Source organism: Nocardia takedensis NBRC 100417 (genome assembly GCF_000308695.1).
Classification (GTDB): Bacteria; Actinomycetota; Actinomycetes; order Mycobacteriales; family Mycobacteriaceae; genus Nocardia; species Nocardia takedensis.
The window spans coordinates 127,629-152,981 of sequence record NZ_BAGG01000002.1; the positions used below are offsets into that span (position 1 = coordinate 127,629).

The 25,353-nt window shown below is 68.1% G+C and carries 26 protein-coding genes and 1 tRNA gene; 8 read left to right on the plus strand and 19 right to left on the minus strand.

Annotated elements, in window-relative coordinates; translation table 11 throughout:
* Positions 1-22 precede the first annotated feature (22 nt).
* Positions 23-1,483 (plus strand): MFS transporter, encoded by a 1,461-nt coding sequence (locus ON30_RS00710; RefSeq protein ID WP_040703301.1) that lies wholly within the window; start codon positions 23-25, stop codon positions 1,481-1,483.
* A gap of 67 nt (positions 1,484-1,550) precedes the next feature.
* On the opposite strand, the gene ON30_RS00715 is transcribed toward ON30_RS00710, so the two are convergent.
* Together ON30_RS00715 and rfbA are read right to left on the minus strand one after the other, a co-directional pair.
* The gene (locus tag ON30_RS00715) at positions 1,551-2,096 is read right to left on the minus strand and encodes a dTDP-4-dehydrorhamnose 3,5-epimerase family protein (protein ID WP_040703302.1); all 546 of its coding nucleotides are present in this window, start codon (positions 2,094-2,096) and stop codon (positions 1,551-1,553) included.
* A 2-nt stretch (positions 2,097-2,098) separates the two neighbouring features.
* Entirely contained in the window at positions 2,099-2,971 is an 873-nt protein-coding gene (gene rfbA, locus ON30_RS00720; protein ID WP_040703303.1) for a glucose-1-phosphate thymidylyltransferase RfbA, read from the minus strand.
* 221 nt (positions 2,972-3,192) lie between these two features.
* Between rfbA and ON30_RS00725 the strand changes: the two genes are divergently transcribed.
* Positions 3,193-4,170 (plus strand): alpha/beta hydrolase, encoded by a 978-nt coding sequence (locus ON30_RS00725; RefSeq protein ID WP_051028789.1) that lies wholly within the window; start codon positions 3,193-3,195, stop codon positions 4,168-4,170.
* A gap of 102 nt (positions 4,171-4,272) precedes the next feature.
* Here ON30_RS00725 and ON30_RS00730 read toward each other — a convergent pair whose 3' ends face one another.
* The gene (locus ON30_RS00730; protein ID WP_040703304.1) at positions 4,273-4,977 is read right to left on the minus strand and encodes a DUF8020 domain-containing protein; all 705 of its coding nucleotides are present in this window, start codon (positions 4,975-4,977) and stop codon (positions 4,273-4,275) included.
* Positions 4,978-5,282: 305 nt separating this feature from the next.
* Here ON30_RS00730 and rfbB point away from each other — a divergent pair, with 305 nt between their 5' ends.
* Entirely contained in the window at positions 5,283-6,296 is a 1,014-nt protein-coding gene (gene rfbB, locus ON30_RS00735) for a dTDP-glucose 4,6-dehydratase (protein WP_040703305.1), read from the plus strand.
* 27 nt (positions 6,297-6,323) lie between these two features.
* Here the strand turns inward: rfbB and ON30_RS00740 are convergent, their stop codons facing one another.
* Together ON30_RS00740 and ON30_RS00745 are read right to left on the minus strand one after the other, a co-directional pair.
* Positions 6,324-7,907, minus strand: coding sequence for a DUF2142 domain-containing protein (locus ON30_RS00740; RefSeq protein WP_051028790.1), 1,584 nt, complete (start codon positions 7,905-7,907; stop codon positions 6,324-6,326).
* Complete coding sequence (locus ON30_RS00745) at positions 7,904-8,863, minus strand: glycosyltransferase (protein ID WP_040703306.1); 960 nt, start codon at positions 8,861-8,863, stop codon at positions 7,904-7,906. Before ON30_RS00745 ends, ON30_RS00740 begins: the two co-directional genes overlap by 4 nt.
* Before the next feature lie 153 nt (positions 8,864-9,016).
* Between ON30_RS00745 and ON30_RS00750 the strand changes: the two genes are divergently transcribed.
* Both ON30_RS00750 and ON30_RS00755 read left to right on the plus strand, forming a co-directional pair.
* On the plus strand, positions 9,017-9,514 hold the full coding sequence (locus ON30_RS00750) for a GtrA family protein (RefSeq protein WP_051028804.1): 498 nt from the start codon (positions 9,017-9,019) through the stop codon (positions 9,512-9,514).
* Between the two features lie 161 nt (positions 9,515-9,675).
* A complete protein-coding gene (locus tag ON30_RS00755) occupies positions 9,676-11,574 on the plus strand; it encodes a glycosyltransferase (RefSeq protein WP_040703307.1) in 1,899 nt (632 codons plus the stop codon).
* A 73-nt stretch (positions 11,575-11,647) separates the two neighbouring features.
* On the opposite strand, the gene ON30_RS00760 is transcribed toward ON30_RS00755, so the two are convergent.
* From ON30_RS00760 to ON30_RS00790, 7 genes are all read right to left on the minus strand, one after another.
* Positions 11,648-12,499, minus strand: a complete 852-nt coding sequence (locus ON30_RS00760) for an SDR family oxidoreductase (RefSeq protein ID WP_040703309.1) — start codon at positions 12,497-12,499, stop codon at positions 11,648-11,650.
* Between the two features lie 160 nt (positions 12,500-12,659).
* Entirely contained in the window at positions 12,660-13,208 is a 549-nt protein-coding gene (locus ON30_RS40805) for a hypothetical protein (RefSeq protein WP_245553886.1), read from the minus strand.
* Between the two features lie 316 nt (positions 13,209-13,524).
* Entirely contained in the window at positions 13,525-14,571 is a 1,047-nt protein-coding gene (gene rsgA, locus ON30_RS00770; RefSeq protein WP_040703313.1) for a ribosome small subunit-dependent GTPase A, read from the minus strand.
* A 224-nt stretch (positions 14,572-14,795) separates the two neighbouring features.
* Positions 14,796-15,767, minus strand: a complete 972-nt coding sequence (gene glfT1 / locus ON30_RS00775; RefSeq protein ID WP_245553887.1) for a galactofuranosyltransferase GlfT1 — start codon at positions 15,765-15,767, stop codon at positions 14,796-14,798.
* A complete protein-coding gene (gene wzt, locus ON30_RS00780; RefSeq protein ID WP_040703314.1) occupies positions 15,764-16,615 on the minus strand; it encodes a galactan export ABC transporter ATP-binding subunit Wzt/RfbE in 852 nt (283 codons plus the stop codon). Before wzt ends, glfT1 begins: the two co-directional genes overlap by 4 nt.
* Before the next feature lie 12 nt (positions 16,616-16,627).
* Entirely contained in the window at positions 16,628-17,452 is an 825-nt protein-coding gene (gene wzm / locus ON30_RS00785) for a galactan export ABC transporter permease subunit Wzm/RfbD (protein ID WP_040703463.1), read from the minus strand.
* Positions 17,453-17,799: 347 nt separating this feature from the next.
* A complete protein-coding gene (locus ON30_RS00790) occupies positions 17,800-18,396 on the minus strand; it encodes a bacterial proteasome activator family protein (RefSeq protein WP_085999248.1) in 597 nt (198 codons plus the stop codon).
* A 251-nt stretch (positions 18,397-18,647) separates the two neighbouring features.
* Between ON30_RS00790 and ON30_RS00795 the strand changes: the two genes are divergently transcribed.
* Positions 18,648-19,850: a cysteine desulfurase-like protein gene (locus tag ON30_RS00795; protein WP_040703316.1), complete on the plus strand. Its 1,203-nt coding sequence runs from the start codon at positions 18,648-18,650 to the stop codon at positions 19,848-19,850.
* A 5-nt stretch (positions 19,851-19,855) separates the two neighbouring features.
* Here the strand turns inward: ON30_RS00795 and ON30_RS00800 are convergent, their stop codons facing one another.
* The gene (locus ON30_RS00800) at positions 19,856-20,824 is read right to left on the minus strand and encodes an NAD(P)H-quinone oxidoreductase (protein ID WP_373282466.1); all 969 of its coding nucleotides are present in this window, start codon (positions 20,822-20,824) and stop codon (positions 19,856-19,858) included.
* A 257-nt stretch (positions 20,825-21,081) separates the two neighbouring features.
* Between ON30_RS00800 and ON30_RS00805 the strand changes: the two genes are divergently transcribed.
* Positions 21,082-21,492 (plus strand): MarR family winged helix-turn-helix transcriptional regulator, encoded by a 411-nt coding sequence (locus ON30_RS00805; protein WP_083911072.1) that lies wholly within the window; start codon positions 21,082-21,084, stop codon positions 21,490-21,492.
* A 70-nt stretch (positions 21,493-21,562) separates the two neighbouring features.
* Positions 21,563-21,647, plus strand: a tRNA-Ser gene (locus ON30_RS00810).
* A gap of 15 nt (positions 21,648-21,662) precedes the next feature.
* Here ON30_RS00810 and ON30_RS00815 read toward each other — a convergent pair.
* From ON30_RS00815 to ON30_RS00840, 6 genes are all read right to left on the minus strand, one after another.
* Complete coding sequence (locus ON30_RS00815) at positions 21,663-21,962, minus strand: type II toxin-antitoxin system PemK/MazF family toxin (protein ID WP_040703320.1); 300 nt, start codon at positions 21,960-21,962, stop codon at positions 21,663-21,665.
* Positions 21,962-22,183 (minus strand): DUF8778 family protein, encoded by a 222-nt coding sequence (locus ON30_RS41645; RefSeq protein WP_040703321.1) that lies wholly within the window; start codon positions 22,181-22,183, stop codon positions 21,962-21,964. The genes ON30_RS00815 and ON30_RS41645 overlap by 1 nt, the downstream gene beginning before the upstream one ends.
* A 229-nt stretch (positions 22,184-22,412) precedes the next feature.
* Positions 22,413-22,640: a type II toxin-antitoxin system RelE family toxin gene (locus ON30_RS00825; protein ID WP_051028791.1), complete on the minus strand. Its 228-nt coding sequence runs from the start codon at positions 22,638-22,640 to the stop codon at positions 22,413-22,415.
* A 38-nt stretch (positions 22,641-22,678) separates the two neighbouring features.
* The gene (locus ON30_RS00830; RefSeq protein WP_245553888.1) at positions 22,679-22,942 is read right to left on the minus strand and encodes a type II toxin-antitoxin system Phd/YefM family antitoxin; all 264 of its coding nucleotides are present in this window, start codon (positions 22,940-22,942) and stop codon (positions 22,679-22,681) included.
* Positions 22,943-22,992: 50 nt separating this feature from the next.
* The gene (locus ON30_RS00835) at positions 22,993-23,598 is read right to left on the minus strand and encodes a TetR/AcrR family transcriptional regulator (protein WP_040703325.1); all 606 of its coding nucleotides are present in this window, start codon (positions 23,596-23,598) and stop codon (positions 22,993-22,995) included.
* Complete coding sequence (locus tag ON30_RS00840; protein WP_040703327.1) at positions 23,595-25,340, minus strand: N-acyl-D-amino-acid deacylase family protein; 1,746 nt, start codon at positions 25,338-25,340, stop codon at positions 23,595-23,597. The genes ON30_RS00835 and ON30_RS00840 overlap by 4 nt, the downstream gene beginning before the upstream one ends.
* Between the last annotated feature and the right edge of the window lie 13 nt (positions 25,341-25,353).

Here is a 25,353-nt window from a genome sequence, read left to right on the forward strand (position 1 = left end):
ACGCGCATGTAATGTCCTCCGCATGACTTCACCGGCACCGCTAGCGACCGCCAGATCGGCGGTCGATCCGACCATCTGGTCCGCCCGGCTCTGGGGCATGCTCATCACCCTGTGCATCGTGCTGTTCCTCGACGGCCTCGATGTCTCGATGATCGGCGTCGCCCTCCCCTCCATCGGTTCCGAACTCGACCTGTCCACCTCGACCCTGCAATGGCTGATCAGCGGATACGTCCTCGGCTACGGCGGCCTGCTGCTGCTCGGCGGTCGCACCGCGGACCTGCTCGGCCGCCGCAAGGTCTTCCTCATCGCGCTGGCCGTGTTCGCCGCGGCCTCCCTGCTCGGCGGCCTGGTCAGCTCGGGTCCGCTGCTGATCCTGACCCGCTTCGTCAAGGGTCTGGCCGCCGCGTTCACCGCGCCGACCGGGTTGTCGATCATCACCACCAACTTCGCCGAGGGCCCGGCCCGCAACAAGGCGCTCTCGATCTACACGGTGTTCGGCGCGGGCGGCTACTCCATGGGCCTGCTCTTCGGCGGACTGATGACCGGCGTCGGCTGGCGCTGGACCTTCCTGCTCCCCGTGCCCATCGCGCTGGCCGCGCTGGTCGCCGCGTTCTACCTGGTCCCGAAGGACGAGGGGGCCGAGGAGGGCGGTCACGACCTGTTCGGCGCGCTGCTGTCCACCGCGGGCATGTTGCTGCTGGTCTACACCGTGGTCGCCGCCCCGGAGGCGGGCTGGGGCTCGGCCCGAACCATCGGCTCGTTCGTCCTGGTCGCCGCCCTGTTCGCCGCCTTCGTCGCGGTGGAGAAGCGGGTGAGGTATCCGCTGGTGCGCCTGGGCATCCTGCGCAAGACCACGCTGGTCCGGGCGAGTCTGGCCATCGTCGCCGTGGCGGGCTCCTACTTCAGTTGGCAGTTCATCGTCACCCTGTACATGCAGGACTCGCTCGGCTGGTCGCCGCTGAAGTTGTCGATGGCGCTGCTGCCCGTGGGCCTGCTCGTGGTGGCCTCGGCCTTCGTCTCCGACAAGCTGGTCGACCGCTTCGGCACCGCGCCGATCATCGCGATCACCATGGCCGTGATGGGCGTCGGCTACCTGCTGTTCCTGCGCCTGGACACCGACCCGTCCTACCTGACGATGCTGCTGCCCGCGGTCCTGCTGATCGGCATCGGCTGGGTCGGCTTCCCTGCCATCAACATCCAGGCCACCAACGGCATCGACGACGAGGAACAAGGTCTGGCCGCGGGCGTGCTCCAGACCTCCATGCAGGTCGGCGCGGCCATCGTGCTGGCCGTGACCACCGCGATCGTCACCTCCGGCGCCCCGGAGCAGTCCTCGCCGCGGGCGGTGCTCGACGCGTTCCGTCCCGGCCTGGAATTCGCGGCGGGCGTGGCCATCGTCGGCGCGCTCGTGGCGCTGACCGCCTTCCTCCCGCGCACCCGCAAGCAGCGGGTCGTGGAACCGGAACTCGAACCGGTCGGCTGACCCCGGCCACCCGGCACCCCGTCGCGATCACGCGTCGGGGTGCCGGCGCGTGCGGGCGGCCGATCCTTCAGAGCCGCGGGGCGGCGGAATCCTTGGCCGACCGGAGGAATTCCAGCGGCCTGCCGTCGCGGCCTGCCTTCGGCCAGTCGATACCGAGCCGGGGGTCGAAGGCGTCCAGATCGCGGTCGTGCTCGGGGGTGTACTCCAGCGAGCACAGGTACGTGACGGTGGAGTCGTCCTCGAGGGACAGGATCGCGTGACCCAGCCCTTCGGAAAGGAACACCGACCGGCGGTCGACGTCGTCGAGCAGCACGCTGTCCCAGCGACCGAAGGTCGGCGAGCCCGGCCGCAGGTCCACCACCACGTCGAAGAACGCGCCGCGCGCGCAGGTCACGTATTTGGCCTGGCCGGGCGGGTCCTCGGTGTAGTGGATGCCGCGCAGCACCCCGGCCGCCGACACCGAGGTGTTGACCTGGCACAACTCGAACGGCCGTCCGGTCGCCTTCTCGAACTCCGAGGATTTGAAGGTCTCGGCGAAGGCGCCGCGGGCATCGCCGAGCAGGCGCGGGGTGATCACCCACGCGCCCGGTACCGCCAGTTCGCGAAAGTGCATCCTCACCCGTCCCGTCCGCGCTCGAGCAGGCCGAGCAGGTAGTCGCCGTACCCGGAGCGTACGAGCGGTTCGGCTCGCGCGCGCAGGTCCTCGTCGTCGATATACCCCATTCGCCAGGCGACTTCCTCCGGGACGCCGATCTTGAGTCCCTGCCGCTGTTCGATGGTGCGCACGTAGTTGGCGGCGTCGAGCAGCGAGTCGAAAGTGCCGGTGTCGAGCCAGGCGCTGCCGCGCGCGAGCACGTCGACGCGCAACCGGTCCTGTTCCAGGTAGGCACGGTTGATGTCGGTGATCTCGTATTCGCCGCGCGCGGAAGGACGCAGCGTGCGGGCGATCTCCAGGACGTCGTTGTCGTAGAAGTACAGCCCGGGGATGGCGTAGTTGGAACGCGGCCGCCGCGGTTTCTCCTCGATGGAGACCGCGCGTCCGCTGTCGAATTCGACCACGCCGTAGGCGGTGGGGTCGGACACCCAGTAGGCGAAGATCGCGCCGCCTTCCAGGCCCTTGAAGCGGTCAAGGCCGGTGCCGAGCCCCGGGCCGTGGAAGATGTTGTCGCCCAGGACGAGTGCGGCGCATTCGTTGCCGATGTGGTCCGCGCCGAGGACGAAGGCGCGGGCCAGGCCGTCGGGTTCGGGTTGCACGACATAGGTGATCGAGAGGCCGAACTGGCTGCCGTCGCCGAGCAGTCGGGCGAAGGCCGAGGCGTCCTCGGGCGTGGTGATGACGAGGATGTCCCTGATTCCCGCGAGCATGAGGGTGGACAGGGGGTAGTAGATCATCGGTTTGTCGTAGACCGGGACCAGTTGTTTGCTGACCCCGCGCGTGATGGGGTGCAGCCGGGAACCGGTGCCGCCCGCCAAGATGATTCCGCGCATGACCAGGAGTCTGCCAGCCCGGTCGGTTCGGGAGTCGGGGAGGTTCCGAACGGCCTACGAAATCATCACGAGGGTTCCTTCGACGTTCATTTACCCCGATTCTGTTGCATAGGTCACGTTCACGTGCTGTTCTGAAACAGCATTGTGTGAGATGTCAGCGCCGACATCGCTCCGGGTGACCGCCGGTCCGGTGCGGCGCGCCGAGATGAGGGTGGTGCGCGATGAGCGAACCCGGCGTAGTGATGAACCCGGCCGGCCCGAGCGTGACGGCCCGGATGCTGTCGGTGACCTGCCGCGGCGTGCTCCGCCCGCTGCTGCGGGCGGCCCCGATCACCAGGACCACCATCCCGATCGGCGCGTTCGCCATCGACAGCCTCGCCCGGTTGCGGCCGCAACCGCGGGGCGTCGACCGGGAACAGGTCAGCATGGGCGGTTTCCGGATGGAGATCCTGCGGCCCGCGGGCGCGTCCAGGGCGCTGCGCCACGGCGTGGTCCTCTACATGCACGGCGGCGGCTTCGCGATCTGCGGACTCGAGACGCACCGACCGGTCGCGGCCAGCCTGGCGCGGCGCACCGGACTCGCGGTCGTCAACGTCGAATACCGGCAACTGCCCGCACAGTCGATCAGCCAGTCCGTCCAGGACTGTCTGACCGCCTACCGCTGGCTGCTCTCGCACGGCGCGGACCCGGCGCGGATCGTGTTCGCGGGCGACTCCGCGGGCGGTTACCTGGCCTTCGCGACCGCGCTGAGCGCGGTGGAATCGGCGCTGCCGGTCCCGGCGGGGTTGGTCGGCCTGAGTCCGCTGCTCGACCTGGACTACGTCGCCAAACAGGGCTACGAATTCGTCGACCGCGACCCCTACATCCCGCTGACCGCGCTGCGGGCGGTCGCGCGTCTCGGCGCGGAGGTCGACGGGGTCATCGATCCGATGATGTCGCCGGTCAACGGCGCGCTGGCCGGACTGCCGCCGGTGCTGCTGATCGCGGCCGAGGAGGAGGTGCTGCGCTACGACTGCGAGTTGATGGCGCGGCGGCTCACCGCGGCGGGCGTGCCCAACGGGCTGGAGTTGTGGCGCGGACAGGTGCACGCGTTCATGAGCATCGCGCCGAACCTGCCCGAGGGGCGCGCGGCGCTGGGTAGGGTGGCACGGTTCGTGCGCGATGTCGTCGCGCCCGCCGAGCGGGCTCGGACGGCCTGATCACGGTCGGCCGGACGAGTCGAACCCCGCCCCGGAATCCGGGGCGGGGTTCTCTGTACTCACTGTCCGATTGTCACCCGGCGAACCGGGCGTCGGCCGAGATTACTTGGCCGGAGCGACGAACGGCTGGTTGATGGTGGTGAAGTACTGGATCGCCGCACCGATGGCCACCGGAGCGGTGATGAGGATCTGGCCCACCAGGGTGCCGATCGCACCGACGGCCAGGACGCCGGCGACGCAGCCCACCGCGGCAGCCGGGATGAACGGGCCGAACAGGCCGACGATGGTCGCCGAGGCGACGCCGGCGCCCGCGATGCCACCGAGCACGCAGCCCAGCGCGCCGCCGGACAGGCCGCCGACCAGGGTGCCGATGGTGGCGCCCATGCCGATGGTGTCCTTCAGGCGGTTGAACGCCGCGAGCTCACGGTCGTACTCGTTCTTCCACGGCGCCTTGTCCTCGTAGGGGAGGGCGACGGGCTTGTAGACGGCACGGTCCATGTCGAGCTGCGGGGTCAGCGTGGCGGTGTTGCCCGCGATCTCGGCGGCGATCGGGAACTCGAACTCGTCGACGCGGAAGGTCAGGAGGGTGCCCGCGACGGTGGCGCCGTTGGCGGCCTTGATCTTCAGGGCGTTGTCTTCGACGACCAGCGAGCCGGAGTCGGTGGTGATGATCGACTGGGTGTCGGTGGCGTGGGCGGAGAAGTTGATCGCCTCGGCCTCGGCCGGCGCCGCGTTGACAGCACCCGCGGTGACGCCGAGAGCGGCGATCAGCAGCGCCGAGGTGGCGGCGAATTTCCTCATCAGCATTTTCTGGAACCTCGATGTGAAGCGTTCGGAGGGGACTGGTCGATAGAAATGCAGACCAGCTAACGACCGGTGAACCGGTCATGACCGCGAATTCAAATCTTGTTCACCATCAAGACTTGCGGCACGGTGAGATGACGGAAACCAACGCTGCGAGCTGGGTTTTCCGGAACGAACCAGACCGCGCGTTTCCCACTACGCCGAGGTGGTGAGACGAAGATCACAGTGCCTCAGGACGTTTGAAAATCGGACATCGGCGGTCGGGGCGGACGTATCGGAACTGCGGGCACGCGACGTAAGGTCGGGGAGTGCGATTGCTCGTAACCGGCGGAGCCGGATTCATCGGCGCGAATTTCGTCCAGCGGACCGTCACCGAACGACCCGATGTCACGGTGACCGTCCTCGACGCGCTGACCTACGCGGGAAATAGAGCCTCCCTCGATCCGGTCGCCGACCGCATCGATTTCGTCCACGGCGATATCGCCGACCTCGACCTCGTCGACGAACTGGTCAGCGGTGTCGACGCGGTGGTGCACTTCGCCGCCGAATCACACAACGACAACTCGCTGGCCGAACCCTGGCCCTTCGTGCAAACGAATATCATCGGCACCTATTCGCTGCTGCAGGCCGTGCGCCGCCACGACGTGCGCTACCACCACGTCTCCACCGACGAGGTCTACGGCGATCTCACCGCCGAGGCCCCCGCGTTCACCGAAGCGACGCCCTACAATCCGTCGAGCCCGTACTCGGCCACCAAAGCGTCCAGTGACCTGCTGGTTCGCGCGTGGACCCGGTCCTTCGGCGTGCGCGCGACGCTGTCGAACTGCAGTAACAACTACGGCCCCTACCAGCACGTCGAGAAATTCATTCCCCGGCAGATCACGAATCTGATCGACGGCGTCCGCCCGCGCCTGTACGGTGCGGGCCACCAGGTGCGCGACTGGATTCACGTCGACGATCACAATCGGGCGGTCTGGGACGTCCTGGAAAAAGGAAAAATCGGACAGACCTACCTGATCGGCGCGAATGGCGAACTTGACAACAAATCGGTGGTCCGGTTGATCCTCGAGGCATTCGACCGCGACCCCGACGATTTCGATCACGTCACCGATCGGCCCGGCCACGATCAGCGCTACGCCATCGACGCCACGCTGCTGCGCACCGAACTCGGGTGGACTCCGCGTTTCGACGATTTCCGCGCCGGACTGGCCGCCACGGTCGCTTGGTATCGCGAGAACGAAACGTGGTGGCGCGCCGAGAAGGCCGCCACCGAACTGGCCTACGCCCGCGCGGGGGAACGCACACTGGATTCCCCCGCGTAGGCGATTCGGTCGAAAAGTCCGAAAAAGTCAGCCCCACACGATGGTGTGATATTTGGCCACGGCCGCGACCAGCGCGATCGTCGTCGCGCCGATCACCGTCACCGCGGGCGCGAGGGTCGGGGTGCGGCCCTCGGCGTCGGTGAGCCGCAACGGCATCCACCGCAACACCACGGCAAGCCCGACGATCGCCAACGGCACGAAATACCGACCCTGTACGCCGTCGATGATGTAGTAGCCGACCGGCGTGAACGACATGTACAGCGTCACATAGATCATCGCCACGCTCGCCGCCACGACCAGCGCCACGATCAGGGTGCGCCGGAAGGTGGCGGAGGTCGCGTCCATCCGGTCCGCGACGCCCACGCCGACGGCGAAGGCCAGCAGGCAGGCCAGGATCGACAGCGCGGGCACATCGATGTAGGCGAAGCCGAGTTCGCCGAAGAACTGGGTGAACCAGCGCTGGTCACGGTAGGTGATGCTGTCGCCGAACACCCCGACGAAACCGGGCAGGTCCCCGAGGATCTTCTCGCTCAACTGGTCACCGGGCCGCACCGAGGTCCACTGGTGTTCCGGACGCATCAGGCCCATGCCCTCGCCGGTCGGCGCGGCCACCTTCATCCAGAGCGCGAACACCGCCGCGCCCACCGCCGCGAACCCCCACGGGAGCAACCGCCACCGGCCCGCGAAACCGAACCGGTCGGCGGGAACGACGACGATCAGCATCGCCAGCAACACGTAGGTCGGTTTGCTGATCGGCAGCAGCAACGTCGCGGCCAACAGCGCCGCCGTCTCCACCGGACGCAGGCGCTCACCAAGGAACAGGCTCTTGACCAGTAGCGCCGACACCATGATCGCGAGTGCGTTGGTCAACGTGTCGGCGGTGACCGTGCCCGCCTGGAACACCGCGATCGGCAGCACCGCCACGGTGAAGGCCACCCACTGCATCCGGTGCGCGCGCAACGCCCACAGTCCGAAACCGACCACCGCGAGATAGGCCAGCAGTCCGGCCAGGCGGGTCAGCAGCACGAGTCCGCCGACCTCCAGGCCGGTCGCCTCGGCGATCCGGATGCCCAGCGCGGCGGGGATATAGGGGATGGGGGAGTAGGCGGCGGTGTTGGTGAACCAGACCGGCTCGACCTGATCGGAGACCGCCGCGCCCTTGAACCGGTCGTAGTCGGCCGGATCGGCCACCATCGGATCGGGTTCGCTCGGGTTGGTGGTGTAGTCGCGCAGGGCGTAACCCATCAACTCGGTCACGCTGACCGGCACGTCACCGCCGTAGGCGACACCGCGATCGTCGTGGATGCGCTGGGGCAGCACGCCACCGTGCGCGACCTGGTAGGCCCGGCCGAACTGGGTGATCTCGTCGTGTCCCCAGAAGGGGGGTGTGACCACGCTGAACACCGCGCCGAAGACGCCCGCGAGCACGACGAACGCCAGAGTGGCCGCGCCGAAGCGGGCGACCAGGGCGGACCCGATCAGTCCCACGGAGCCCCGAACACCGGACCCGGCGTCGGTGGACTCGGGAGCCTTGTCGCTCCGAGCGGGTTCGGTGGCGGTGTCGACCGTCGCCCCCGCGCCGCGTTCGGCGGGGTCGGCGGCGGTCGTCATCGCGAGGCCCCGTCGTCCGCCGGGCCGCCGACCGCGCGGTAACGCAGGTAGACCAAGCGCGCGGCCTCGTGGCGGGAGCGGCGGATGCCGTCCAGGATCAGCCCTGCCGTCCAGGCCAGGCTGCCCAGCAGCAACAACGTGAACGCCAGGAACAGCGTTGGGAAGCGCGGCACCTCGCCGGTGTTGTAGAACTCGATGACGATCGGGATGCTCAGCACCACCGACACCAGCCACGCGAAGGTGCCCGCGAGACCGTAGAAGGCGACCGGGCGTTCGTGGCGGGCCAGTCCGAAGATCAACGCCAGGATCTTGAAACCGTCGTGATAGGTGCGCAATTTCGATTCACTGCCCGCCGGCCGGTCACGGAAACCCACCGGCACCGCCGTGCGCGGCACCCGCAGATGCAGGGAATGCACGGTCAGTTCGGTTTCGATCTCGAACTCGCGCGACACCGCCGGGAAACTCTTGACGAACCGTCGGGAGAACACCCGGAAACCGCTGAGCATATCTTCGACGTTCTCGCCGAAAACCTTGCCGACCACACCGTTGAGCACCCGATTGCCGGTTTCGTGACCCGCGCGATAGGCCGTCCCGGTCTCATCCTGTCGCCGCACGCCGAGCACGTGATCGTAGGGCCCGTCCACCAGTGTCTTGATCATCAAGGGGGCGGCCGACGCCTCGTAGGTGTCGTCGCCGTCGATCATCAGATAGATATCGGCGTCGATATCGGCGAAGGCGCGGCGGACCACGTTTCCTTTGCCTTTGGTGTGCTCGTACCGGACGATCGCGCCCGCCGCACGGGCCTGTTCGGCGGTCTTGTCGGTACTGAGATTGTCGTAGACGTAGACGACGATTCCCGGCACGGCGGCCTGCAGGTCGGCGACGACCTTGGCGACCGAAGCCTCCTCGTTGTGGCACGGGACCACGGCGGCAATGCGAAGCTCGGTGGAGTCCACCCGGGTCAATCCTCGATGTCGGCGATGAATGGGGAACACCGGGAGGGTACAGGGCTGTGATGTGGTGCGCTCATCCGGATCTCGCCGTCCGGTGGCGTGGACCACTCGACCGCGGCCCGTCCGCGCGGCCGTCGGTGGGGTACCGTCGCCCGGGTGTCCAACCCCGACCTGCCCGCGCCGTCGCTGACCGCGCGACTGATCACCGGCCTGCGTCAGGGTGCGGCATTCCTCGTCGTCGGCGCGATCGGATTCCTGGTCGACGCGGGCACCTACAACCTGCTGGTGTTCTGGGGCGGGGAGGGTGTTCTCTATCACGCGCCGTTGCAGGCGAAGATCATCGCGATCGGCGTCGCCACGGTCGTCACCTACTTCGGCAACAAATGGTGGACCTTCTCACACAAGCGGACCGACAATCCCGCCCGCGAATACCTCCGCTACGCGGTATTCAATGTCGTCGCGATCGGATTGCAACTCGGCTGCCTCGGTTTCTCGCGGTATGTGCTGGATCTGTCCACCCCCCTGTCGGACAACATCTCCGGAACACTGATCGGGCAGATCGTGGCCGTGGTGTTCCGCTACTGGGCCTACGACAAATTCGTGTTCACCGGGAAATCGGCTTCGCCTCCCCCCGGGTCCCCGAATCCGGCCTAGGCTGAACGCGGTGCACGAGTGCGAGGTATGTCGTGGGGCGACCGGCGGGCCCGGTTGCCGGCCCAGCAGGCAGCGCCTCGGATTGATATCCTCGGCCCCGCCGCGAACGGTATCCAGGGGCGTATCTGTCCCGTCGGCACAGTAAGGATTTCGAGGACTTCATGGAGCAGTCGGCTACCCAGGCCGTTACCGACCCGAACGACCAGGCCGAATCCGCGCCCGCCTCGCTGCGCGTCGACCACCGCGCGCCCGATCGGCTGGTGCTGCAACGCGGCATCTTCACGGGACCGTCGGCCAAGATCAGCGACGAGTTGTACGCCGTGGTCAAGGGCAGAGCCCACCGCGAACGGATGACGCTGCGACTGGACAAGGGCGCCACCGCCCACACCAACACCTACTTCGGACGTTTCGCCGCCGCCTACTGGCAGCGCTGGACCACCGTCACCGAGGTGCGCGCCTCGATGGTGCTCGACGTCGCCGACCGCGCCCGCGTGCGCGTCGTCGCCTCCGACATCGCGGGCCACCGCCGCATCATCGGCTCCACCGATGTCGCCGCGAGCGGACCGGTCACCCTCACCGCCCCGCTGGACCAGTACGTCGACGGCGGCGCGCTGTGGCTCGAGTTCGACGCCGTCGGGGGCGAACTGGGCATCGCCGAACTCACCTGGACCTCCGTTGCCCCGGAACGGGTGCGGCCGGTCGCCATCGCCATCTGCACGTTCAACCGCGCCGACGACTGCGCGGAGACAGTCGCCGCACTGGCCTCCGATCCGACGGTGCTGGCCGCCATCGACGCCGTCTACGTCGTCGACCAGGGCACCGACCTGGTGCAGGACCGGGCGCGCTACCGGGAGACCGAGCCCGCCTTCGGCGACAAACTGCGCTACATCCGCCAGCCCAACCTCGGCGGCGCGGGCGGGTTCACCCGCGGCCTCTACGAGGTCTCCGCGGTCAAAGAGCACGCCGACGTCATCCTGATGGACGACGACATCCTGTGCGAACCGGAGACGGTGCTGCGCCTGAACGCCTTCGCCAACTCCACGGTGGAACCCACCCTGGTCGGCGCGCAGATGCTGTTCCTGCTCAACCCCGACTACCTCAACGTCGGGGCCGAGGAGGTGCATCTGCACGAACTCAAGCACGGCCAGCGGGTCGCCAAGGCGCTGCGTAACACCAGCATGCTCAAGAAGAACCAGGAACGCCGCGTCGACGCGGGCTACAACGCCTGGTGGACCTGCCTGATCCCGGCCGAGGTGGTCGCCGAGATCGGTCTGCCGCTGCCGATCTTCTTCCAATGGGACGACGTCGAATACGGCGTGCGCGCCAAGCAGCACGGATTCACCACCGTCACGCTGCCCAACGCCGCGGTGTGGCACGCCGATTTCTACTGGAAGGACTACGACGACTGGGCGCGCTATTTCAGCACGCGCAACTCGCTCATCGTCGGCGCGCTGCACGCGGACCTGGACGGCAAGGCCATCACCAAGCAGTTGTTCCGCAACATGTCCGAACAGTTGGTCGCCATGCAATACGGCCTGGTGCACACCACCCTGCAAGGCATCGAGGATTTCCTCGACGGGCCGAAGATCCTGCGCGACGGCGGTATCGCGGCGTTGGCCGCGGCTCGCACCAGCCGCGCCGACTACGCCGAGACGATCAAACATCCGGCGGCCACCCCGCCCGTGCCCTCCGGTGAGATCCAGTTGCGGCGGGCGGGCGGCGAACCCAGCCGCGCCCTGCTCGTGCTGATCAAGCGGGCCATCAACCAGTGGTTCGGCCGCACCCAGCACGGTCTGATCGGCGTCACCCGCGAGGACGCCTACTGGTGGCACGTCGCCCTGTTCGATCACGTGGTCGTCACCGACGCCTCGCAGTCGGGTGTGCGGGTGCGCCGCCGCGACAAGGCCCGCGCCCGTGCCCTGCTGCTGCGCATGGTCCGTGTGCTGCGCAGGCTGCGCCGTGAACTGCCCACGCTGCAACAGCAGTACCGCGCCGCCGCGCCGGAACTCACCAGCCGCGCCAACTGGGAACGCCTCTACGGCATCTCCGCGAACGACTGAGTCGCGTCACGTGCCGAAACGGGCCGGGCACCGCAATGGTGCCCGGCCCGTTTCGCGTTCGTCGGCGGCGCGGTCAGAGGAACAGGTCGGTGCTGAGGGGGCCGTCGCCGGGGACGGCGCGGTATTTGTCCAGGTCGGTGATGCCGTGGGCGGCCAGGACTTCGTCGTCGAGGAAGAAGTTGCCTGTGGTCTCCCGCGCCGGCGAGGTGAGCACCAGGTAGGCGGAGTCGGCGTAGATCGCGGGGGTGCGCGAGGTGGCCATCATCTCCGGGCCGCCGAGCAGGTTCTCCACCGCGGCGGTGGCGATGGTGGTGCGCGGCCACAGCGAGTTGACGCCGATCCCGTCGCCCTTCAATTCCTCGGCCAGACCGAGCGTGGTCAGCGACATGCCGTACTTGGCGATGGTGTAGCCGAGCGAGGCTCCCGCCCACTTGGGGTCGAGGTTCAGCGGCGGGGACAGCGTCAGGATGTGCGGGTTGCGGCCCGCGGCGGCCGAGGCGCGCAGGTGCGGGATGCTCAGCTTGGACAGCAGGAAACTGCCGCGGCAGTTGATGTCCTGCATGAGGTCGTACTTCTTCATCGGTAGCGCGTCGGTGGGCGACAGGTCGATCGCGGAGGCGTTGTTGACGACGATGTCGATGCCGCCGAAACGGTCCACGGTCTGTCGCACGGCTTCGGCCACCGACTCGTCGTCGCGCACGTCGCCGACGAAGGCCAGGACCTGACCGCCGGTCTGCTCGAGTTCGGCGGCCGCGGTGTGGATGGTGCCGGGCAGTTTGGGATGCGGCTTGTCGGTCTTGGCGATGAGGGTGATGTTCGCGCCGTCGGCGGCGGCCCGTTTGGCGATCTCGAGACCGATGCCGCGGCTGCCGCCCGACATGATCACCGTCTTGCCCGCGAGCGGTGTGGATGCCGGTTCCGTCATGACGTGCTCCTGTCGTCGAGGTCGCGGGCGATCGCCGCCCGCGGGCGTGTGCCTATGACCGAGCCTAACCCATACCTATGCAACTGGTTGCATAGGGTGGTCTACGGAGACGAGAAAGGGCGTCGGACCGCACCGGTCCGACGCCCTTCCCGAGCCGTGACTACGCGCCCGCCACCAGCGCGAGGATCAGGATCAACAGCACGAACACCGCGATGATCACGAACGGCAGGAACACGAACAGCACACCCGGCGTCTTCTGCGGGCCCAGGCCGATCGCCCCGTTCAGGAAGACCACCGCAGGCGGCTTGTAGTACACCCGCGCCCCCGGGCCCGGCGTCACCTGCACCAGCAACTGCGCCGCGCCCATGTCGAACAACCACGGCGTCGCCACCCACACGTGATGGGTGCCCGGCCCCACCGGGATGTGGTTCTCACCCCAGCGTGTGATCGGCACCTGGTGGCCGTTCACCCGGATCTTCGGCTTGGTCAACAGCCCCAACATGAACGAGAACCACTCGTAGGAGGCGTCCACGGTGATCCCCGGCGGCGCGGGCGGCACATGCTGCGGAACCTGCCCGTACTGCGGCTGCGCACCATACGGCGGTTGCTGCCCGTAGGACTGCGGCCCGTACGGCTGCGGCATCGGCTGCCGCGGCGCGGCCCCATACGGCTGCTGCGGCGCCGCCTGACCGTACGGAGGTTGCGGCACTTGCTGATTCGCCCCCGACTGTCCGTACGGGTGACCCGCCTGACTCGCCCCGGGCTGCCCGTAAGGCTGCGGGACCTGGGGGTTCGACCCGGACCCGCTGTACGGCTGCTGTGGTACCTGCTGGTGCGGCCCCGACTGACCGTATGTCGGCGGAACCTGCTGGTGCGGCGCCGATCCGCCGTGCGGCTGCGCGGGCTGACCCGGCCCTGGCCACTGTCCGGGCTGTGCGCCCTGAGGCGGATTGCCGCCGGGGTAACTCATCCATCTCTCCCAGGATCGTGAGTGTGCGAGGCGAATCTACCGTGACACGGCCTGGTCATCGCCGCGAGTCGCGGTCACGGTACAGCCGCCGCACCTCCCGGGAGATCTCGCGGTGCGCCTTGGCCCGCTCGGCCTGCAAGCGCTTGTCGGTGCGGGCCTGCATCCACTCGTTCTCCTTGGCGAGTTTGCGGTAGCTGTCGAGGCGGCGCCGCGGGAGTTCGCCACTGTCCAGGGCGGCCAGCACCGCGCACCCCGGCTCGGTGGAGTGCGCGCAGTCATCGAAACGGCAGGCGGCGGCGAGGGATTCGACGTCGCTGAAGGTGCGTTCGATGCCCTCGGCGGCGTCCCACAGTCCGACCCCGCGCAGTCCGGGGGTGTCGATGAGGGTCTGTCCGCCCGGCAGCGGACGCAGTTCCCGGTGCACCGTGGTGTGCCGGCCCTTCTGGTCGACCGAGCGCACCGCCCGCGTCGCGAAGACCTCCGCGCCGAGCAGCGCGTTGGCGAGCGTGGATTTCCCCGCGCCGGATTGTCCGATGAGCGCGACGGTGCCCACGAGCAGCGCGGTGAGCACGTCGAGCCCCGCGCTCGTGTCGGCGCTCACCGCGACCACGGCGGCGCCGGGCGCCACGGCCCGCACCTCCTCGATCGGGATCCATTGCGCCGCGTCCGCTTTGGTGAGCACGACGACGGGAGTGGCGCCGCTCTCCCAGGTCAGGGCGAGCATGCGTTCGATCCGGCCCAGGTCGACATCGCCGTCACAGGCCGTGCAGATCAACACCGTGTCGACGTTGGCGGCCAAGGTCTGCGCCTCGGAGCGGCGCGAGGCCGTCGAACGCCGGATCGCGGTGCGTCGGGGCAGCAGGGCGCGCACATTCGCCTCGGCGTCGACGCACACCCAGTCGCCGGTGCACAGGCCGTGGAGTTCGGAATCGGCGCGCGGACAGCGGGCGCGCATCGGGCCGGACGGGCCCGCCACATCGCATTCGCCGCGGTCCACGCGCAGCACCCGCGCGGGCACACAACCGTCGGGGAGGAGCGGAAGATAGTCGCGGGCGAGGTTTTCGGTCCAGCCGTAAGGTACGAGCAGGTCGTAATCGACCATGTCGGAGACGTCCTTCGTCGGGCGCTGGGCCCGACGTGGGCTCAGCGCAGGAGATTCGAGGGGGAGGTTCGGGCGGCGACACGCGCCGCCGCGGCGCGGGCGGGCACGACGAACCGAATCGTTGTCTGCACGGTCACCTCACCTCCTCGTCTCATTCCACTTCCGTCGGTTTCCCACACCCTGCCGGAACGCGCGCACGGGCGCAACGTATTTTCCGGGGGAGCTCAGTCCTTGTCGGGCGGGCCGAACTGTTCCTGCCTGCCGAGGGAGTGCAGGTGGAACCACTCGCGCAACCCGGCCGGATCGCGCCTGGTCACCAGGAAGAACCAGGAGAAGCGAATCCACTCCTGCGGCAACAGTTTCCGCATACCGGGCTGGGCCATCAGGTAGCCGCGGTTGCGGTAGGTGAAATACCGCTTGATCGGGTCGTCCGGGTACTGCGTGTGCATCCGGCCGCCCAGGATCGGCTTGAACTCCGCCGAACCGTTGGGATGCAGGTAGGCGGTCTGCAAGCAGGTGCCGAACGGCAACCCGGAACGCACCAGCCTGCGGTGCACCTCGACCTCGTCGCCGCGCACGAACAGCCGCAGATCGGGAACGCCGATCAGATCGATCGCCTTCGCCGAGATCAGCGCGCCGTTGAACAGCGACGCGATACCGGGCAGGAAATCCTCCTCGCCCAGTTCCGACCGCAGTCGACGCCACACCACGCCGCGCCGCAGCGGGAAGGCCAACCGGTCCGGCTCGTCGATGTCGCACACCACCGGCGACACCTCGGCCAGACCGTGCCGGTCGGCGCAGTCCAGCAGGGTGGCCAGCACCTCGGGACCTTCCGGCCTGCCGTCGTCGTCGGCAAGCCACACCCAGTCCGCGCCCTGACTCAGCGCGTGCAGGATGCCGAGCGCGAACCCGCCCGCACCGCCCAGATTGTGCGCCGAACCCAGATAGGTCGCCTCGATGGGCTGATCGTTCACCAAGTCGGCGACCTCGGTCTCGTTGCCGTTGTCGATGACGATGAGATGGTCGACCCGACGGGACTGGGAGGCGAGCACCTTCAACGATTCGGCGAGCAGATCGCGTCGCCGGTGGGTGACCACGACCGCGATGATCCGCGCCTCCGGACCCGTACCCGCCGCGGGTTGCACGGCCGCCGCGTCCAGCAGCGGGGGGATCGGGTCGTCGGCCTGCGAACTCATGCCTGGTTCCGCTCCAGTTCTCGTTGCTCGGCCGTCGCGGCGTCCGCCGACCGTTCCGTCTCCAGTTCACGCAGCACCGTCGCGACGTGATTTCCGGCGTCGGGGCCCTCGTAGGCCCGGACCACCTCCTCGATTCCGCCACGCTGCCGGATCTGACCGTGGTCGATCCACAATGCGGAATCGCAGAGTTGGGCGAGGAATTCGTTGGAATGACTCGCGAACACCAGGATGCCAGACCGGGCGACCAGTTCCCGGAGCCGCAGTCGGGCCTTCTTCATGAATTCCGCGTCGACCGCGCCGATGCCCTCGTCCAACAGCAGGATCTCGGGGTCGATCGAGGTGACCACACCCATCGCCAAGCGCACCCGCATACCGGTGGAATAGGTGCGCAACGGCATCGACAGGTATTCGCCGAGTTCGGTGAAATCGGCGATCTCGTCGATCTTGGCGAGCATCTGTTTGCGGGTCTGCCCGAGGAACAGTCCGCGGATGATGATGTTCTCGTACCCGGAGATCTCCGGGTCCATGCCGACGCCGAGATCGAACACCGGCGCGACCCGTCCGCGAATGCGGGCGCTGCCGCGCGAGGGTTCGTAGATTCCCGACAGCAGGCGCAGCAGCGTCGATTTGCCCGCGCCGTTGTGACCGACCAGGCCGACGCGATCGCCTTCCTTGAGCGACAGGTTGATGTCGCGCAGCGCCTCGACCACCACGACATCGGATTGGTTGCGACCGATCGCGCCGCCCGCCTTGCCCAGGAACGCTTTCTTCAGCGACCGGGATTTGGCGTCGAAGATCGGGAACTCCACCCACGCCTGGTGGGTTTCGATGCTCACTCCAGAGCTCACGCGGGAGCCTCCTCAGACCCAGTACGGGACGCGGGAACGGAACTGTTTCATCGCCAGCACCGCGACGATCCAGCCGATGACGGTGATGGCGCCGACCACGACCCAGTGCCGCAGCGCCTGCGGTTCGCCCAGCAACGGCGCGCGCACGATCTCGAGGTAGTGGAAGGTGGGGATGATCTCCACCAGTCGGGCCCGGTCACCCGCGCCGACCTGCGATTGCAGCGTCTTGGTCGTCCACATGACCGGGGTGAGCACGAACAGCATCAGCGTGGTGCTGCTCAGGATCGGGGCGATGTCGCGGTAGCGGGTGGCGAAGATGCCGAACACGATCGAGACCCACATCGCGTTCAGGAACAACAGGAGCATGGCGGGAATCGCGAGCAGACTCGACCAGCTCAGGTTCTCCCACACGCTGAACGCGACGAGCAGCGCCAGATAGATGACCATGTTGTGGGCGAAGAACAGGAACTGCCGCCACACCATCCGGTAGATGTGCACGCTCAGCGCGGACGGGAGTTGTTTGATCAACCCCTCGTTGGCGATGAACACGTCCGAACCCTCGAGAATGCTGGCCTGGATCACGTTCCACACGATCAGGCCGACCGTCACATAGGGCAGATATTCGCGCAGCGGCTGATCGAGCAGCGTCGCGTAGAGAATGCCCATCGCGGCGGCTTGCAGACCGGTGGCGATGGTGATCCAGAACGGGCCGAGCACCGAGCGGCGATAGCGCTGTTTGATGTCCTGCCAGCCCAGCGACAGCCACAGTTCGCGCTGGGAGAATCCGTCGCGGAAATCCTTGAACGCGCGACGGAAGGTCTGCGAGTCGGACACGATCGGCCCGTCGGGGACGCCGGGACCGACCGTGGTCGTCGTTTCGTCTTTCCCGGATTCGGCCGGATCGCTCACCGTGGCGGATTCCTCCGAGGATAGTGAGCGCGATTCCGCGGGCACCGGGCTCTGGTCTGAATGCACTGAGCTCTCATCCGAACGCACTGAGCTGTCTTCCGAACGCACCGGGCTTTCTTCAGGACGCGCCGGACTCACATCGGAGTCGGGGCGAGCGGCAGCGGAGGGCACGGTCCCCGACACTACCCGCCCTTATTCCCGCACGGCGTCGCCGGTGCACAGGGCTACCGCCAACTCCGCGACCCGCCGACACGGCACGCCGAAGGCCCGGTTTCCTACAGGTACTGGCCCGAACCGCCGGTGACGTGGTCGGCGCGCCCGCCGCGTGGGTCGACGGCGTGGATCCCCGGTGGCAGCGCGCCCTGCCGCATCTGCTCGAGCTGGGCGCGCGCGGCCATCTGCTGGGCGAACAACGCGGTCTGGATGCCGTGGAACAGCCCCTCCAGCCAGCCGACCAGCTGCGCTTGGGCGATGCGCAGTTCGGCGTCGCTGGGCACGCCGTCCTCGGTGAACGGCAGGGTCAGCCGTTCGAGTTCGTCGCGCAACTCCGGGGCCAGGCCCTGTTCGAGTTCGCGCACCGAGGATTTGTGGATCTCGCGCAACCGCGTGCGACTGGCGTCGTCGAGGGGAGCCGCGCGCACCTCCTCTAGCAACTGCTTGATCATGGTGCCGATCCGCATGACCTTGGCGGGCTGCTCGACCATGTCCGCCAGCGATTCGCCCGCGCCGCCCTCGGCGTCGTCGGATTTCTCGCCGCGCTCACCGAGCACCTGACCGGTCAGCGGGGTGCCCGCGTCGGCGGGGATGACCAGCGGCTGTCCGTCCGGGCCGACGACGACGATGGAATCGGGTGCCTCGTCCGAGTGCGTCATGGCTTCCATCATGTCCTCTCCGCGGCCCGCGCGCCGAACCGGGCGGTCGCCGGTCGGTGTCTGCGCGCGGTCGCGGCGTCCTAAACTGTTCGGGTCGTCGTGTGGTTCGGATTCGCTCGAAAGTCGGTCGCCATGCAGAGTCCCCGTTGCCCGCGTCCCCGGTCGCGCCCCCGGGAGCTGTCGCGCGCGCATCCGGCGGTCGGAGGGAACACGGTTACGCCGCCCCGGCCACTGCCCTTAGAGTGGCCAGCATGACTTACGACGTCGCGAGGGTTCGGGGCCTGATACCGTCCCTGGGCGACGGGTGGATCCATCTGGACCCCCAGGCGGGCATGCTGGTCCCCGACGCGGTATCGCGCGCGGTGTCAACGGGTTTCCGCACCTCCTCGTTCTCCCACATCGGTCGGCACGGCGCCGCCGTGCGCAGCGCCGCGGTCCTGGACGCGGCCCGCGAAGCCGTCGCGGATCTGGTCGGCGGCGATCCGGCGGGCGTGGTCCTCGGCCCCGACCGGGCGGTGCTGCTGGCCTGGCTGGCCGAATCGCTGAGCTCCCGGCTCGGGCTCGGCACCGGCATCGTGCTGTCCCGGCTGGACGACGAAGCCAATGTCGCTCCCTGGTTGCGGATCGCCAACCGCTACGGCGCGCACGTGCGCTGGGCCGAGGTCGAGATCGAGACCTGCGAGATGCCCTCCTGGCAGTTCGAGGAGCTGATCGGACCCACCGCCCGCCTGGTCGCGCTCACCGCCGCGTCACCGATCGTCGGCTCGGCCCCCGCGGTGCGGGTCGCCGCCGACCGGGTGCACGAAGTCGGCGGGCTGCTCGTGGCCGACGCGTTCGGCGCCGCCCCCTACGCGCTGATCGACATCGACGAACTCAACGCCGACGTGGTCGCCCTGAGCGCGCCCGCGTGGGGCGGCCCGCAGATCGGCGCGCTGGTCTTCCGCGATCCCGCCTTCCTCGACCGCATCCCGTCGATGTCGCTGAACCCCTACGCCAAGGGGGCCGAACGCCTCGAGGTCGGCGGTCACCAGTACGCGCTGCTGGCCGGGCTCACCACCTCGATCGATTTCCTCGCCGGCCTCGACGAACGCGCCACCGGCACCCGCCGCGAGCGGCTCGAGATCTCCATCACCTCGTTGCAGGACTACCACGATCAACTGTTCGAGCATCTGATGGACACCCTGGACAAGATCCCCAACCTGACGGTGATCGGCCGCGCCTCCACCCGCATCCCCACCGTGAGTTTCACCCTCGCGGGCATGCAGGCGGAGAAGGTCGCCGCGAAACTGGCCGACGCCAGGATCGGCACCGTCAGCGGCGTGCACGGCGGCAGCAGACTGCTCGACGCGCTCGGCGTCAACGACGAGGGCGGCGCGGTGACGGTCGGTCTGGCCCCGTACACCACCCGGTTCGAGATCGACCAACTCGGCCGCGCCCTCGGCGCGCTGGAGTAATCCGCTCAGTCCCGCACGCGCAGCACGACCTTGCCGAACGCCTCGGAGGAATCCAACAACCGGTGCGCCTCGGCCGCCTGCGCGATCGGCACCTCGGCGTGCACGATCGGCGCGACCGTCCCGTCGGCCACCAGCGGCCACACGTGCTCGCGCACCTGCGCGACGATCGCGCCCTTGCCGTCCGGGCCGTCGGTCGGTCGCCCGCGCAGGTTCGTCGCGTGCACGCTGCCCCACTTGCGCAGCAGCACACCGAGATCCAGTTCGCCGCGCACCCCGCCCTGCATCCCGATCACCACCAGGTGACCGTGCGGGGCCAGCGCCGCCACATTGCGGCCCAGGTAGGCCGCGCCCATGTTGTCGAGGATGACGTCCGCGCCGCCGCGCTCGCGCACCACCTCCACGAAATCCTGTTCGCGATAGTTGATCAGCACCGTCGCGCCCAATTCGGCGCAGCGGCGCAGCTTCTCGTCCGACCCCGCGGTGACCGCGACCGTCGCGCCGAGTCGCCGCGCGACCTGGATGGCGTGCGTGCCGATCCCGCTGCCGCCGCCGTGCAGCAGCACCAACTGACCCGCGCGCAGGCCCGCCGTCATCACCAGATTCGACCAGACCGTCGCCGCCACCTCGGGCAGCGCCGCGGCCGCCGCGAGATCCAGCCCGTCGGGCGCCGGAAGCACCTGCTCGGCCGGCGCCGCGACCCGTTCGGCGTAGCCGCCGCCCGACAGCAGCGCGCACACCCGGTCACCCTTCGAGAAACCGGACACCTCCGCGCCGACCTCGGCCACGATCCCGGCGCACTCCAGACCCATGATCCGCGTCGCCCCCGGCGGCGGATCGTAGAAACCCTGCCGTTGCAGCAGATCCGCCCGGTTCACTCCCGCCGCCACCACATCGATCAGCACATCGCCCGGACCGGGCGCCGGCTCCGCGGTCTCCCGCCACCGCAGGACCTCCGGGCCGCCTGCCTCGTCCATTTCGATTGCGTGCACTGGGATGTCCTCTCCGTGACGGCGCGACCGGTCGTCGGCCAGGCTACTCGACGGGCGGGTGCCCACAGCTGGACAGAACCGTTCACCGATCGTGACCGCGCGCCGATCCCGTCGCGTCCCGATAACGATTTCCCCAGCTCAGAGGGGCCTACAATGGCCGAGTGCACCCCGAAACGAACGGAAGCGTCCGCGTCGAGCCGCGCTGGCTCGACCCGGCACAGCAGCGGGCGTGGCGGGCCTACATGGACGGTCACCAGCGTCTGGCGACCGAGCTCAACCGGCAATTGCAGCGCGATTCGGAACTCAGCCTCGCCGAATACCGCATCCTCGTCCTGCTGTCGGAGGCCCCCGAGCGTTCGCTGCGCATGAGCGAACTCGCCGACGGCGTCCTGTCCTCTCGCAGCCGCCTCACCCACCAGATCCGCCGCTTGGAAGCCGACGGCCTGGTCAGCCGCAGCACCTGCCTCGAAGACGGTCGCGGCGTCGTCGCCGAACTCACCGACGAGGGCTACCGCCGTCTCGAGGCCGCCGCCCCCGGCCACGTCGAAGCCGTCCGCAAAGGCTTCATCGACCTGCTGACCCCGGCGCAACTCGAACTGGTCGCCGACATCTTCACCCGCATAGACACCGCCCTCACCGACCCCCGCCCCTGACCCACACATTGGGCAGCCCCCACCCCGCAAGGTAGAGTCCCCGGACGGGTCACCCACCTTCGACCCGCCGGGAGACGTGGCAGAGCGGCCGAATGCACTCGCCTTGAAAGCGAGCGTCGCGAGAGCGACCGGGGGTTCAAATCCCTCCGTCTCCGCCCTTCTGTCGAGGTCTATTTCAGATCGAACGCGAGTCGCAGAGCCTCGCTCAGATCTTGTTCCTGTTCAGGGTGGAACCATCCGATCTGCGCTCCCAGATCGGCGACCGGAATCGTGTACACCAAGTCACAGTTCACCACGGAGTTCTTCGCCAGGCCGTTGCGCCGGCCCACGGATACCTCGGTGGACAGGCCGCGGATGGTCGAGGTGATCGCGGCGACCGTGACTTGATTCAGATGCGGTCGGATGATCTCGCGAGTGAGGACCAACACGGGCCTGACCTTGCCCAAGCGGGCGCTGTGGATAGGTCGCATCAGTCGATATCGGGGAACGCTTGACGGGTACCGGTCGTGATCTCCTCGATCTCGGCGTGCGCCTCGTCGCTGGCCTGGGCCAATGCCAAGATGTCGGCTTCGGCCAGGCGATGGCGGCGCTCTCGTTCGAGGGCCTCCAGGACGTAGGCGGTGCGGTTGGATGTTTGGCCGTCGATGAAGGCCAAGACCTCATCCGGTACGCGGATCGTGATCTGTGACATGCATTAAGCATACCAAAATGGTATGCACTGCGGCGGTCGCGGTGATCCGATATGAGCTCGATGCCAGTTCGCCCATGCCACCGACAGATTCGATTCGAGAGCGTGTGTCGCGAGACAGCCGGGGTTCAAATCGCTCCGTCTCCGTCTTTGCCTTCGAAGGGCCCCGAATTGATTCCCGCTGAACAGAATTCAGCGGAGACTGTGCACCTCGGGTGGCTTTGTCCACGGCTCAGGTTCGATAGATATCACTTCTGTGTCCGACGTCCACCACCGTCACGACCATTCTCTTGTCGTCCACCCGGTAGATGATTCGGTAGGTGCCGCGTCTCGCCGAGAATCTGTCGTCGAGCGGTGGCGCCAGTCGCTTCCCCACTCGGTACGGGTTGTCGAGTAGCGGACCGGTCATGAATTCGTAGGCCGCGACCGCGATCGATTCGGGTAAGCGTGTAGTCAACATGCGCCGCACTGTCGGAGTGGTCTCCAGGCGGTACGGAGTCACCGGCGGTTCGCCATGGCTTCGGCCAACTCGTCGTCGGTCACGATCTCACCGCGCGCCAATTCGGCGTCGGAGCTGATGAGCCGAGCCACGGTTTCGTTGTCGGTGAGAATCGCGATCGTTTCCTCGAGTGCTTCGAGGTCCTCGGGGGCGATGAGCACCGCCGCGGGCTCGCCGTGCACGGTGATGGTGACGCGCTCGTGTTGGGTGTGGACGCGGCTCACGACCTCGGACAGGGTCGCTTTGACTTCAGCGAGCTTCATAGTCATAAGTATGACCAATTCTGGGGGGCGGTCAAGTTTCTCGCTGGGATTCAGGTGGCGGAGTGGGAGGTCGTGGTGAGGTGGGTGAGCAGGTCTATGGCCTGGTCGAGGCGTTGTTCTTCGAGGGCGGGGCGGGGGTAGGTGTGGCGGAAGATGGATTCGCCGTCGAACATGTGCAGCAGTGAGGTGGTGATCAGGCGGGTGAGGTCCGGGGGGACGGTGTCGGGGAGGGCTTCGATCGCGGCGGTCTCGACGTCGTCGATGAGGGCGCGGGCGACGGGCGCGAGACGTTCGCGCAGGTCGGGTTCGGTGCGGGCGGCGACGAGGAGTTCGAACCAGACGACGTTGGTTTCGTGGCGGATGGCCGAGCGGGCGTAGCGGACCAGGTCGGCCGGGCCCGGTGGTGTGGTGGCGAGGTCGCGGAAGGCGGCCATGTGGCGGCGGCCGACTTCTTCGGCGGCGGCGACCACCACGTCGAGTCGGGTGTCGAAGTGCCGGAACATCCCGCCTTTGGAAATGCCGGAGCGGGCGCAGATCTCGTTGAGGGAGGTGCGGTGGTAGCCGACTTCCTCGATCGCCTCGATGGTGGCGGTTACGAGTTTCGCGATGGTGGCTTCGCGGCGTTCGGCTTGGGTGCGTCGGGTGGGTGCGGTCACCTCGCGCCCGCGCGCAGGAACTGTCCGGTGCGGCGGCGGCCGAGGACTTCGGTCGGTGTGCCGTCGCCGAAGACCTGTTCGCCGCCGATGAAGACGGCGCTGACGGCGGCGTCGTTGCGATTGACCATGCGGGGCAGGTTATCGAATGCGGGGACGGGGCTCTCGGCGTAGGCGTCGAGGCTGTCGTCGAGGTGTTCGGGGTCGATCACGACCAGGTCGGCGCGGTCGCCTTCGCGCAGGTGACCCGCGTCGATGTCGTACCACTGCCCGAGTTCGCCGGTGAGTCGGTGCACGGCCTGTTCCAGGGTGAGGAAAGGGCGGCCTGCCTGTTCGGCGTCGCGGACGCGGCGCAGGAAGCGCAGCCCGAAGTTGTAGAAGGCCATGTTGCGCAGGTGCGCGCCCGCGTCGGAGAAACCGATCTGCACGCCGGGGTCCGCGCCGAGTTTTTCCAGGTATTCCGGCCGGTGGTTGGAAATGGTGGTGCGCCAACGCAGTTTGGTGCCGTGTTCGACCACGAGGTCGAGGAAGGCGTCGACGGGATGGATTCCGCCGCGGGCGATGCCGACCTGTCCGAAGGTCTGTCCGATGACGGTCTCGTCGGGGCAGTCGACGATCTCGGCGTCGAAGAAATCCCGATGCCAGACGCGCATACCGAATTTCGCGTCGTATTGGCGGCGGAATCGGCGGCGGTAGTTCTCGTCCTGCATGAGCGCGTTCCGCGCGACCTGGTCGGACAGGTGCAGTGCCGCCGCGCCCGCCCCGAATTCCTCGAAGATGACCAGGTCGATGCCGTCGGCGTAGACCTCGAACGGTACGGGGAGGTGTTGCCAGCGGAAGTCGCCGCCGAATCGGTTGAGGAAGCGCGCGATCGGTCCCATGATGTGCACGATCAGCGGGTTGGCTTTGATGTCGGCGGCCGAGAGCAGGGTGGTCTTGAGTTTGCGGCGGCCGATGCCGAGGCTGCTGGTGGTCATGGCGATGATGCTGCGCGGTGAGGTGATGTCGGGGCCCGCTTGCAGGACGCGGCCGCGTTCGCGCAGGATCGCGTTGAGCCGGCGTCGTTCTCGCGCTTTGGCGTAGGTGGAGGGCAGGGTGCGCGAGCGGCAGGTGTCGCCGTCGAGTTTGTCGAACAGCAGTTGCTGGGCGGACATGCCGACGAATCCGGCGTCGAGCGCGTCGACGAGCGCGGTCTCCATGGCGGCGAGTTCGGCGGGGTCGGGCCGCACGTCCTTGCGGGTGGCGCGGTCGAGCCCGAGTCGGGCGGCGCGCAGGTCGGAGTGGCCGAGGAAGGCGGCGATATTGGGGCCGAGGGGCAGGTCCTCGAGCGCCGCGACGTATTCGGCGGCGCAAGTCCAGGTCTTCTGTTCGGCGATGGCGTCTATGACGTGGCGGCGCGGGATCGCTTCGACCCGGCCGAAGATGTCGCCGGCGACGACCGGGTCGACGTGCACGGTGGACAGCGAGCAGGAGCCGAGCAGCACGGTGGTGACGCCGTGCCGCACCGATTCGGTGAGCGCGGGCGCGCGCAGCACCTCGATGTCGTAGTGGGTGTGGATGTCGACCATGCCGGGGATGACCCACCGGCCTGTCGCGTCGATGACGCGCGGGCAGCCGGTGGTGTCGAGGGGTTCGGCGCTGACGGCCGCGACACGTCCATCGCGCAGGCCGAGGGTGCGGATCGCCGACGCCGCGCCGGTCCCGTCGAACCACCGCCCGTTCTCGATGATTGTGTCGTAGCTCACTCAAACATAGAAA

Bases quoted from the DNA above. Each gene is read 5' to 3' on its own strand.
- ON30_RS41645 (WP_040703321.1), bottom strand. From the start codon at position 22,183: ATGTCACAGATCACGATCCGCGTACCGGATGAGGTCTTGGCCTTCATC.
- ON30_RS00730 (WP_040703304.1), bottom strand. From the start codon at position 4,977: ATGCTGATGAGGAAATTCGCCGCCACCTCGGCGCTGCTGATCGCCGCT.
- ON30_RS00795 (WP_040703316.1), top strand. From the start codon at position 18,648: ATGACTTACGACGTCGCGAGGGTTCGGGGCCTGATACCGTCCCTGGGC.
- ON30_RS00825 (WP_051028791.1), bottom strand. From the start codon at position 22,640: ATGTTGACTACACGCTTACCCGAATCGATCGCGGTCGCGGCCTACGAA.
- ON30_RS00805 (WP_083911072.1), top strand. From the start codon at position 21,082: ATGGACGGTCACCAGCGTCTGGCGACCGAGCTCAACCGGCAATTGCAG.
- ON30_RS00715 (WP_040703302.1), bottom strand. From the start codon at position 2,096: ATGCACTTTCGCGAACTGGCGGTACCGGGCGCGTGGGTGATCACCCCG.
- ON30_RS00710 (WP_040703301.1), top strand. From the start codon at position 23: ATGACTTCACCGGCACCGCTAGCGACCGCCAGATCGGCGGTCGATCCG.
- rsgA (WP_040703313.1), bottom strand. From the start codon at position 14,571: ATGGTCGATTACGACCTGCTCGTACCTTACGGCTGGACCGAAAACCTC.
- ON30_RS00740 (WP_051028790.1), bottom strand. From the start codon at position 7,907: ATGACGACCGCCGCCGACCCCGCCGAACGCGGCGCGGGGGCGACGGTC.
- ON30_RS00800 (WP_373282466.1), bottom strand. From the start codon at position 20,824: ATGGACGAGGCAGGCGGCCCGGAGGTCCTGCGGTGGCGGGAGACCGCG.
- ON30_RS00755 (WP_040703307.1), top strand. From the start codon at position 9,676: ATGGAGCAGTCGGCTACCCAGGCCGTTACCGACCCGAACGACCAGGCC.
- rfbA (WP_040703303.1), bottom strand. From the start codon at position 2,971: ATGCGCGGAATCATCTTGGCGGGCGGCACCGGTTCCCGGCTGCACCCC.
- glfT1 (WP_245553887.1), bottom strand. From the start codon at position 15,767: ATGAGTTCGCAGGCCGACGACCCGATCCCCCCGCTGCTGGACGCGGCG.
- ON30_RS00790 (WP_085999248.1), bottom strand. From the start codon at position 18,396: ATGACGCACTCGGACGAGGCACCCGATTCCATCGTCGTCGTCGGCCCG.
- ON30_RS00815 (WP_040703320.1), bottom strand. From the start codon at position 21,962: ATGCGACCTATCCACAGCGCCCGCTTGGGCAAGGTCAGGCCCGTGTTG.
- ON30_RS00725 (WP_051028789.1), top strand. From the start codon at position 3,193: ATGAGCGAACCCGGCGTAGTGATGAACCCGGCCGGCCCGAGCGTGACG.
- ON30_RS00760 (WP_040703309.1), bottom strand. From the start codon at position 12,499: ATGACGGAACCGGCATCCACACCGCTCGCGGGCAAGACGGTGATCATG.
- ON30_RS00830 (WP_245553888.1), bottom strand. From the start codon at position 22,942: ATGAAGCTCGCTGAAGTCAAAGCGACCCTGTCCGAGGTCGTGAGCCGC.